Source organism: Clostridium sp. KLE 1755, from assembly GCF_000466465.2.
GTDB classification, from domain to species: domain Bacteria; phylum Bacillota; class Clostridia; order Lachnospirales; family Lachnospiraceae; genus Eisenbergiella; species Eisenbergiella porci.
Genome location: NZ_KE992682.1, coordinates 48,134 through 59,572, shown reverse-complemented (window position 1 = coordinate 59,572; position 11,439 = coordinate 48,134). Strand labels below are relative to the sequence as shown.

General features: G+C 41.9%; 4 protein-coding genes. All 4 read left to right on the top strand.

Annotation, left to right across the window (positions count from 1 at the left end):
* A partial coding sequence (locus tag HMPREF1548_RS29890) for an efflux RND transporter periplasmic adaptor subunit (RefSeq protein ID WP_021635406.1) occupies positions 1–1,048 on the top strand: 1,048 nt, incomplete at its 5' end.
* Between the two features lie 375 nt (positions 1,049–1,423).
* Positions 1,424–2,065 carry a type I phosphoribosyltransferase gene (locus HMPREF1548_RS07820; protein ID WP_021635404.1) on the top strand — a complete coding sequence of 214 codons (642 nt, stop codon included), beginning with the start codon at positions 1,424–1,426 and terminating at the stop codon, positions 2,063–2,065.
* Between the two features lie 136 nt (positions 2,066–2,201).
* Complete coding sequence (locus tag HMPREF1548_RS07815) at positions 2,202–3,995, top strand: S8 family peptidase (protein WP_021635403.1); 1,794 nt, start codon at positions 2,202–2,204, stop codon at positions 3,993–3,995.
* Between the two features lie 184 nt (positions 3,996–4,179).
* Positions 4,180–11,433 (top strand): CHC2 zinc finger domain-containing protein, encoded by a 7,254-nt coding sequence (locus HMPREF1548_RS07810; RefSeq protein WP_035321549.1) that lies wholly within the window; start codon positions 4,180–4,182, stop codon positions 11,431–11,433.
* Positions 11,434–11,439: the final 6 nt, after the last annotated feature.

Sequence of the window (11,439 nt, the reverse complement as noted above, 5' to 3'; positions counted from 1 at the left end):
GTCGGGTCAGGATGGGGGCTCGGGTGATGGAGGAAGTGGAAGCGAAGGCTCGGGCGGAGTGGATAAGGATGAGGTGGAGGCCTGGAAGGCGGAGCTGGCGGAGAAGGAGGCGGAGCTTTCACAGGTAAAAAAGAAATTGGCGCAGGCGGGGTATGCGCAGGAGGATATTTCTGAAGAGGTGGGGGCGCTTCAGGGGAATGCGCCCGGGCAGCCTGACTTTACGTCTGAGGATGCGAAGTGGGAGAGCTGGAGAAGTACCAGGAAGAGTCTGGAGGATAAAATCATGGCGGCCCAACGGGCTGTGGAGGATGCGGAGGATGCTTTGGAAAAGGCGAAGCTGGAAGCGGATCGGGGGCTGGAGGACAGTATGCGTCCGGAGCTTTCGGACAGTTCGTTAGGGATTTACCGGCTGGATTTGGAGGCTGCGAGAGAAGAATTGGCAAAGCTTCAGGAGCTGGTGAAGGCAGAGGGGCTGATCAGTGCTGAACAGGCCGGGATTGTGACGCGTGTGGGAGTGGCGGCAGGAGAGAATACTCCGGCAGGTGCGGCGGTAGTGTTTGCTGATACCGGAAAACCGTTGCAGTTTGAGGTGATTCTGGATAAAGAGGATAAGAAATATGTGAATCAGGGAAGTAGTGCAAGTGTCAGCCTGGGCAGCGAGGAAACGGAGGTAACAGTGGATTATCTGACGGAGGAGGAGTCCAGTCCCGGCAGCTTCCGGGCGTTGATGAACCTGCCGGAGGGCGTGGGTACGATAGGGCAGAGCGGCAGTTTCCGGTTGTCCGTACAGTCTGAGCTGTATAACTGCTGTATTTCCATCGATGCGCTTCATACGGATGAAAACCAGCGTAATTTTGTGTATGTGCTGGGGGAACGGAGCGGGATTCTTGGAAAAGAGCTGACGGCGGAGAAGCTTATGGTAGAGGTTCTGGATAAGAATAACAGGTATGCCGCGCTGCAGTCAGGGGCACTGGATGGTAACACTAAGGTTATCAATGCGGCGGACAGGGATTTTGCAGAAGGAGATCCGGTGAGAATGAAGGAATGATGGTTGGGGAAATTTGTGAGGATGGCCGCAGGTATGGATAATTGTGAAAAAAGTGCTGAATTGTCGGTGAGAAAATTGTTTGAAATGCCTATAAAAGTGTGCTGACGCTATAAAAACTTGTAAAAATATTCCAAAACATTTATAATAAAAGTATGATTCGAAGTAAAAGTGATTCCCTGACAGGTGCATTTTTCCGGTATGGTGGAGAACCAGGGATGCAGGAGAAGCGGGAATGTAGGAGAACCGGGTATGCAGGAATGCGGATGGGCAGGAGAACCGGTTATGCAGGAAGAGTGGATTGCCGCGGCAGCAGGGGGGTTATACTTCAAATTGTAAATCTGGTAGAGGTGCGTACGGCGCAGGGAAGGAGAAGGTATGGAAAATAAGGTGATGAAGTTCTATTCAAAGGCCGGAAGCAATATTATTCTCAGGGCAATACCGGGCCATTTTGCAACGAGTCACTCCCATATCAATTACTATGTGGATATGACGGGGCTGAAAACAAGGCGCAGTGAGGCTGCGGCAGTAGGTAAGGCCTTTGTGCAGAGACTGCCCATAGAGACGGTGGTGGATACCATAGTCTGCCTGGACGGCTGTGAAGTAATCGGGGCATATATGGCGGAGGAGCTGGAAAAAGGGAGTTTTCCTTCCATGAATATGCACAACACGGTTTATGTGGTAACGCCGGAGTTTAATGTGAATAACCAGATGATTTTCCGGGATAACCTGGTTGGGGAGATCCAGGGGAAAAACGTTCTGCTGCTGCTGGCTACTGCAACCACTGGCATGACGATGCGCAGGAGCCTTGAGTGTATTGAGTACTATGGCGGACAGGTACAGGGGATCTGTGCGGTATTCAGCGCTATTAAGTCTATTAATGGCATGAGGGTGGAGTCCATGTTTGATACCAGCGACATTCCCGGGTATCAGGCATATGAGGTACATAATTGTCCGTATTGCAAGGCAAAACAGAAGCTTGACGCCATGGTGAATGGGTATGGCTATTCCAAGTTGTAGAAGTTGGCTGGGCGGTTACACATTTTTTCCGAAAGTTCATAGATTAAGAGTAAGAGTTGTGCCGGCGGAACGTTGCTTCCGCCGGCTCTTTTAATCCTGTAATGCATTTTGCTTTTTGCCGGAAGGGGGAAATGGGATGAATTCACAGAAGCTGGAAAATATTCTGAATCTGAGCCTGGATTCCACGCAGGAGGAGCGGGAACTCTCCAGGACCCTTAACGTGGGCTTTGATGTTTCAGACAGGACCTGGGAGCTGATCGTTAAATTCCATGGTGATATCGGCAGGCTGGAAAATGAATATATCAAGGTGGAAATTCTGCTGGCCGGTTATGCCATAGTCACCATACCTGAGAGCCTGATTCCGGTGCTTGTGGCAGCGGAAGGAATCGAATATGTGGAAAAACCGAAGGAGCTTTTATACAGCGTTTATGATGCTAAACAGCAATCCTGTTTCCCTACGGGCGGCGGGAGTTTTACGGGCGGACAGACGGACAGAGGGGGGCTGACGGGAAGCGGCTGCATTGTGGCTGTGTTTGACACGGGAATTGATTATTCGTTGCCGGATTTCAGGGACAGTGCAGGTAGCCGGATTCTTTATCTGTGGGATCAGACACTGGCGCCGGATCCGGAAAGGGGATTTTTCCCGCCGGAAGGGTTTTCCGTCGGGGTGGAGTTTACGCAGGCGCAGATTACGGAAGCGCTGGAGGCTGGCGGGGAGGAAACCTTCCGCAGAGTGCCGAGTATGGATATTTCCGGGCATGGGACTGCGGTGGCCGCCATTGCTGCGGGCAGTAATCCCAATGCCCGGTATACGGGTGCGGCGCCTGGTGCGGCCCTGCTTATTGTAAAGCTGGGGCAGGCTGGCAGCGGTGCTTATCCGCGCACGACCCAGTTAATGCGGGCAATGACCTATGCGCTGGGCAAGGCGCAGGCTTTGGGTATGCCTATGGCCGTAAATATAAGCTTCGGGAACAGCTACGGCGCGCATGACGGCAGTTCCCTTCTGGAGCGTTTTATGGATAATGCTTCTGAGATTTGGAAAAATGTGATTTGTGCGGGGAGCGGCAATGAGGGTGCTTCTGCCGGCCATGTTTCCGGGAGGCTTTCTGAAGGCGGGCCAGGGCAGCCTGCCGGCAGGCAGAGCGTGGAGCTGGCTGTGGGAAATTATGAGAGCACGACCAATGTCCAGCTGTGGAAAAACTTTGCGGACAGCTTCCGGGTGATTCTGCAGGCCCCTTCCGGGCAGAGGGAGGAGGTCCCGATGACCAGGCCGGGGCGGACGGAGCTTGTTATCGATCAGACGCGGATACTCATTTATGTGGGGGAGCCGTCGCCTTATTCAGTAAATCAGGAGATATATTTTGATTTTATCCCTGTGGAAACTTACATTAACGCTGGTATCTGGGTATTTCAGCTGGAGCCGGTCCTTCTGATAACAGGGGAATACCAGCTGTATCTGCCCGGGCAGGCGGTACGTTCGGCGGATACCCGTTTTTTTGCCCCGACGCCGGAGCTGACGCTTACGGTCCCGTCCACGGCCGGGAAGCTGATTACGGTGGGCGCTATTTATGGAGCCTACGATGCTTATGCGGATTTTTCAGGCAGAGGGGTGCGGGGAGAAGAAGAACTGCCGGGGTTTCCCAATACCAAGCCGGATCTTGCCGCACCCGGCGTGAATATTGTAGCCGCCCGGGCCGGCGGCGGTTATGAGGCGTATACAGGTACGTCATTTTCCGCACCGCTTGTCACCGGGGCGGCGGCGCTGATGATGGAGTGGGGGATTGTGAGAGGGAATGATCCGTATATGTATGGAGAGAAGCTGAAAGCGCATCTGCGCAGAGGAGCCAGGAGCGTGCGGGGGGAGACGAGATATCCGAATGAAAGGACTGGATATGGGGCGTTGTGTTTGGAGGATAGTCTGCCTGGATAGAGTTTGTGGGTAGAAATTCTGCTTTATGATAGGGTTAAGCTGTTTTTTTTGATACATACATTGTATAATGTAAATTAATGTTAGTATAAATCAAACAAATTAGCAGATTTACATATTGATTGAGAAGATCTGCTGAGTTGTCATTAAAACTAAAGAATAAACTCAGTTCCAGAGGGAGGAATACATGATAAAATCAAGAAATGAGTATTATCAATATATAAAAGAGAAGGTATCAATCAAAGAAGTATGTGATAAATTAGGAATAGTAACAAAATCTGTTGGAGATGATTATGTCTGCTCTTGTATTTATCATAGAGATCCGCATCCGTCTATGCATATATATACCGGAAACAAAAGCTTTTACTGTTTTGAATGTGACAGAGGCGGCAATATATATACTCTTCTCCAACAAAAGCTGGAGTGCAATTTTCATGGAACAATAAATTGGCTGGAAAGAGAATATCCACAGATTTTAGAAGAAAAACCGCGTTTAAATGCAAAGTTAGACTGGTCATATGATAAAACAGGTTATGAAATTGCACTAAATAAGTATGCAGCCATGACAGAAACAGAAGAAAAACATCTCCAGTTATTTGCAGAGAGTAGAGGATATGAGTCTGAATTTCTGAGAGAATGTGAAATTTTTTATGTAAGAGGAAAAAAGCTTCACGATGCTTTTGTAAGGAATGAAGATTCACATATTGAGGAAATTGAAAAGCTGAAGGAAACTCATCTGCTTTCTCCAGTGCCGATGGGAATAAAAGATCAAAAAATTCATTATGAAGATTATTTTCATAGAGATCGTGTAGTTATAACATTACGTGATGGATATGGGAAAATTTGTGGATTTGCAGGAAGAAGTGTAAGAAAGGATGACAAACCGAAATACTTATTTACCAAAGGTTTGCCCAAGGCTCAAATTTTGTATCGGCTTGACTCAGCAGAAAGACACCTGAGGAGAAAACACGAAAATCAAAAGCTGTTTATTGTGGAGGGGATTTTTGATGCACTTCGTTTGGAAACAATGGGAAAATGTGCAGTAGCCGTATTAGGAAATAGGCTGGTAGATAAACAGATTAAACTTTTAGAGGGATTGATTGACAGGTTGGGAGTTGGGGTGACACTTTCATTATTTTTAGATACGGATACAGCAGGTTTGAATGGTACTATAGCCAGTATAAAAAGGATCTGGAAGAATAAAGTGTTGAAAAAATGCTATCTGGAAGTGCAAATATTAAAGGATGGTAATAAAGATCCGGATGAAGCATTTAATGGAAAAAGTTCAACGGAGGGAGTACATTATACTGCTTTCGAATTTTTAATGCGATACTATTTAAAAGAAGAAAAACCGTTGCCCGAAGTAGATATTAAAACCTGTTATACAAAGCTGAATACAGAAGAGAGAATTTCGCTTCTTCATAAAATGGAGGATATTTTACCGAGGCAGGAATGGGAAGAACTGTTTGAATGCTATGACAGAGTAACGGAAATTGGAGGAGAAGAAGAAAATGCTTCTGACAGTGTATTTTCTTATTTAAAAATACGAAGTTTTATCTTAGGGATTCAGCCGCCTAATGTTAATAGGATACAGAGAAATAAAACCGTAAGAGATAAAAATAAAATAGAAGAAGAGAAAGATTATCAATACCAAATGCATACTTCGTTACAAATAGCCCGGACAAGCTACGATAGAGAAGAGGTTCCGCTTGATGATACAACATGGGAAAGGATTGCACTAAGTGCAGATGCTTTTTTTGATTATCTTTATGTGATGTTGAAAAACAGAGAAGTGATCTCTGTTCCAATGATTACTATGCAGGTGCCGAAAAAATTAATGATAACCCGTAAAAAAGCAATGTGCTGTCATGAAGAGTTATTATTACAGCAGTATGTATTAAACGAGCTTCTGACAAGAGGAGGGCATGAGGGATTCGAACGAAATATACCTGCAGTGCGTTATGAACCGGGGATAGGGGTTTATGTAACAGGATACCAATATCAGGAGTTAACAGATGAAGCTGTCTGTTTTGCATATCAGGTTGATATGCTTGCAATCAGTGGTATGGTTGAAATAAAAAAAGGTATGTATCGACCGTTTTATGATTGTTGGGAATCTTATATTCAATATATTCAGGATGGTATAGAAAAGCTGGAGAGCGAGGTTGTTTATCGTGTAAAGTTAGATGTGCAGGGATTTTATGATAATCTTCGCAACTTTATTATCAGGGATGCAATCCTTCCTTCAATAGAAGAAGCTTTGAGATATGATGGAGAAAAATTTAAATGTTTTAATAGAGATAATATCGATATTAAGGAAAAGGCGGAAGCTATTGTAGAATGGATTCTTAAAGAGCTGTTTAAAGAAGAATATTATGATTCAAAAGACGGTTCTTTAAAGCAGAAGACCGAATATGATTGTGGTATTCCACAGGGTCCTAATTTATCGTCCTATGCAGCGAATATCGCTCTGTTTTCCTTGGATCAAAAAGTACAGAAAATTGTAAAGGAAGTAAATCAAGGCTGTGAAGAGGGAAAAATCAGGGCACGATATGCCCGCTATGTTGATGATATGATTATTGTGGCATCATCACCAGCTGTTTTATTACGGATAAAGGGCGCTGTTGCAACCAGACTATATGAAATGAATTTAAGTCTGAGTCCCAAAACAGATGAAGAAGATGGAATATCAAAAGAAGATGCCATAGACTGGACAATGGAGGAACGAGGAGGCTTTGGAGTGTCGGCGGGATTTGATATGCCGGATGATACAATAGAGTCTTTAATGGATGAATATGAAGACTATGAGGTTACAGATAGGAGAGGTGCATTAAAACTTTTGCAGAGCAGTTTGAACGCACTGCTTTATGAGGGGATGGTGGAGCAAGAAGGAAGCTGGGAGAGATTCTTTACTGTATTTTTTCAAACGAGAGAAATCAGATACTTGGATATTGTGCGTTTTTCGGAAATGATGATTTATCATGCAGTTAAGCAACCGAGAATGTTAACAGATGCCTTTCAGAGAATGTGGGAGACAGGAACAGACTATGCACAGAATGACTCACTGTTTTTAGAGAAAGGTCTGGAAGCTCTGGTTTTATTAGATGGATGTAGGAGAATTTTACTTCGTCAGGAAATTCCTGGGAATCCCGAAAGCTATTCAGCATGGGAAATTGTAGACAAAAAGATAAAAGAAGAGAAGAAGGAGATTTGCGAGTGGGTTCTTGCATCAATTTCTAATAATAATATTTTGGAGATAAACCGTTGGATAATAAATTTAAAGCTTATGGAGTTCTATCGGCTTACCGGCGGTTATATAGAAGACAAGATAAAATCTGCCGATTGCTGTATTGAAGGACAGAATGAGTATTGGTATCGATGGAGGTGGCATTCAGCCAAAAACAGGCAAGAATTGATGGAATTGAGACCAAAGCTGGATGATGAAAAAAGTGTAATTCAAGACTTTCATTTTTTTGTGGAAGCATTCCGAAGGATAGAGAAAACATATGATTTTATGGATATAAAGAGTATACTTCGGAACTATGAAACATATGAAAATGTGGGGGAAGATCTATTATTAGACTGCTTTAAAAGTTGGGCAACTCAAAACAGAATTGAGAAAGTGGAAGATGCAGAGCGTGCATTGCGTGTTTTACTAAATACCATACCATCAGATTTTAAAGCAGAGATAATTGAGCAGATGGAAGGGCTGAAGGAATATTTGTTTTCTGTAAATGAGGATGCAAAGATTTATGAGTATTTACCAGTTTATCCTGGTGTCAGATATCCTGGAATTATGATGGCGGTAAAAGAAAATAAATATATCACTGGGGTAAAGAGAGTAGACTTATCATTAGAGCCAGAAATGGTTCTGAGTGAAGAATGCTGGAAGCTGGATAATGAAGCTGTAGATAATAAAAGAAAATATTTTGAAAGAGAACTAGAAAATTCATCTATAAAATATATAAGTTTGAAAGATTATTGTTCTTCCATAACCCAATTGAATGCACAGAAGGCATTACAGATTATAGTCAGTATATATCCTATGCTGAATAAAACGCTGTCTGCTGTTAATGAACAAATCTTAAAAAAAGCGGAAAATAAAAAATTGATACTTTCTTCCAGAAATGTATTATTAAAAATACAAGAAAACGAGATTTGTGGTATAGATGTGGAAAGCGCGTATTTGATATCTTCTCAAAAAACTCCGGATGTTGTGGCGATAGAAGCTGGCAATGAGCAGTACAAGTTGCAGGTGGTCTATAGCAAGGGCGCGGCCTATTGGATTGGTGGGTATTTGTTGAAAGATGCTTGCAAGGTGGATAGTATCAGGCTGATTGCATTTGAGCAAGGGGAAGATGAAAAGCGAGATGCGGAAATGCTAAGATTCTCAATGAGACGTTTGTATGGACATGCATTTCAGACAAATGGAGCTCATTACCGAGGAGAAAAATCGTATGAGAAATCGGTAGATAGGACAATTGGATTAATCAAGGACTATTTGGCATGCAGTAATGCAGAAAAGGCACTTTTTTTAGAAGATGCAAGGATTATTAATTCTTTTATAGAGAAAAAGCTGGATAATGAATATGGTGAATTTTTGAATCAGGCATGGGGGTGTGCTGTCTGGGCCAAAAACTATCTGCGTTTTGGTTTTAGTGGTTTAAAAAAAGTTTTTGAGGAACAAAAAGGCGCTGAAACCGTAATGTGTAAGACAGAACGCAGAGTGCCAAAATGGTATTATTATCTTGCATTACATATTGAACAATTGTATAGAAAAAATAAATTTTTTTATGGATTTAAGGCTCTGGCGGCAGGAATATATGCGGATGCAGTGTTGATGCTGATGCGGATGCAGGTATTAGAATGCATCAAAGCATTGGATGGAAAACAGCGTAGAAGTTTTCTAAATGAGGCGGATGATTTTCCTTTTCGGGAATTGAGATTGGAAGAAAAGGAAATATTTATAACAGAAGGAGATCTTAGCCTGGTATATCGTAATTTTTTATTAAATAGAAAGGACGAAGACGGAGTAAAAAGTATCACACATTTAGGTTGGTTGTTATTACTTGCTAAAATATATGAGATCGATAAAAAAGCGGATTTTATTGTTTTTGATACTAAGAGAAAAATAGACAGAGAATTGTTGGGGGAAAAAATTAGAACCATAGTGGAAATTATTTCTGCAAAGCCCGAAAAGAGCAAACAGAAGGAAGCAGAATTCCCATTTGAAAAAATGGAAGGTTTTTTTCAGGTGTGGAATAAAGAAAATGTAAGCTTAATATTTCAGTGTCTTTCCAGTGCGGATTCACTCTATGGTACAGTTGTCAATAAAATGGAGTCTGCTGGGTACAGACAGAAAAAAGAGGGTAAGGGTATAATCATTGATACAGGGCGCGAGATATACAAGGAACAAAATTATTTTCTGACTTTTGGAAAAGCAAGTTCAGGAATTCAAGGAGTAGAAACAAAGATAGAAAATCCCTCTCAGTTCATTTATTCGCAAACCGTTATTCGGGGACGAGTAGTAGGTATATCTGCAATTTCTAATGAATTTGGGCAGGTTTTACAACAATGGGAGGATGAAAAATTACATAAAAAGAAACTGGATGTAGTTGACGATTTTTTGTCCGGGCAGCAGGAAAAAACAGTTGAAAAGTCAGTAGAATTTAGGGAAATTCAGTCGGAAAAAGATTCCCTACAAAGAGAGTCTGAAGTTTATCAAACTAATGATGAGAAAAATGACCCTTATTTTAAATTTCAATCTACAGCCTGGAGCAGAAGAGGAAAAACAAAATTTTTTGTGAATGCAGATCGAATTGCTTTATTTCAGTTTCAGATTGATTCCAGTTACGCGCATCCTGAAGTAGAAAAGTGTAGATTAAAAGAGAAAAAAGATGAGCAGAATCTCTTACTATATAATAGCTGTGCAGAATTTCGGAGAAGAAAACTTTTAAAACCTGTATTGTTGGCATGTAAAGATTTTGGTGTGGAAATATTATTGCTCCCGGAATATTCTATTCGACCGGAAACTATTCAATGGATGTATGAAACTATGCAACAAGAAGAGTGTAAGTTTTCCATTTGGGCAGGTACTTTTCGTATACCGGCAGGATATCATTTTGATGGGAATGAGACAATAGATATGGCAGAATTAAATGAGGAAATGTTCTGGCATTCCGCACCGCTTCCGATAATCTTAAATACAGGAAATAAAGAAGCGGAGATAATAATTAAAAAATTCAAGAAATATCCAGCGGTTGCATTAAAAGAGGATATTAACACTGCTCCGGCCTATGAATTATATGATAAGTTATCTCCTATTATTCATAGGTATGTGGCTGAAAAACAGACAGCAGGCAGGCGAAAGGATGCAGAAGGTGAAAGAAATGTAATGCCTTATTTTTATGATGCAAGGGATGATATCATAGAACTTATTTGCGCTGAGCTTTTTGCAGTTGCTTCTATTAGTAATTATCCAAGCTTTTTGAAAGAATCGTTAACAGCATATTCTAATTATAAAAAACCGAATTTTTTGGAAAATAAGGGTATTTATGAACAATATGAAAAAAAATATTTGAATGATGTGCAACAGTTTGGTAAATATACAGCATTATATCAGCAGGAAGAAAGGTATATAAGGACCCCGATTCTCCTTGTACCTGCCTGTGCAACAAGGGCAGTGGATTATTATGTGTTCGGACAGGATTTTTATCTTTCTACGGGCTTAAAAACAGTTTTCTGTAATGCAGTTGGAAATAGGGAGTGTGGAGGAAGTTGCTTTATCGGCCCGGATTCATGGGATAATAAAAAAATTAAATCGGACGAGTATTTTAGAGAAAATACAATATATCATGGGTTAAAACCGGGAATATTCATGCAGACATCGGAAATGAAGAATAGGGGAGCATTAGGCGCGAAGGAACAGGCATTGCTTATTTGTGATGTGTATCCGGAGTTGGACAAGCGTAGTCCTAATGCAGAGTCTATGATGAGTGCATTTTCGTTAGTAGCACATATACCGATTTTTGAAGAAAAAAATTATGACTATTGTCTTAAAAAAGAAGCAAAATGCAGATATTGCAGTAAATATGAAATGACTAAGGCAGAGGAGAGAAGGAAAGCCACTGATTGCGCATTGGAACAAATCAGAAAGCATTGTGAGAAAAAATTTAAAAATACTGTATATTATCATGAGGAAGCATCAGATAACGATAAAATGAAGAATGTAGTAAATGCGTTAAAGTATTTAGGCGAGACCTACCAAAGTGATGGGTTGGTGGAAAGAGCAGAGTATTACGAAAAATATTACAAGATGTATCCGCAGGCATGGCCGCCTCCGGCCCTGACAGACTGGATATATGTGGAAATTGATTATGAAACTTTTATGGAGGGAAAAGAAGAAGCTTTCATACAGATACCCCCAACAAACTTAGAATGAAATTAC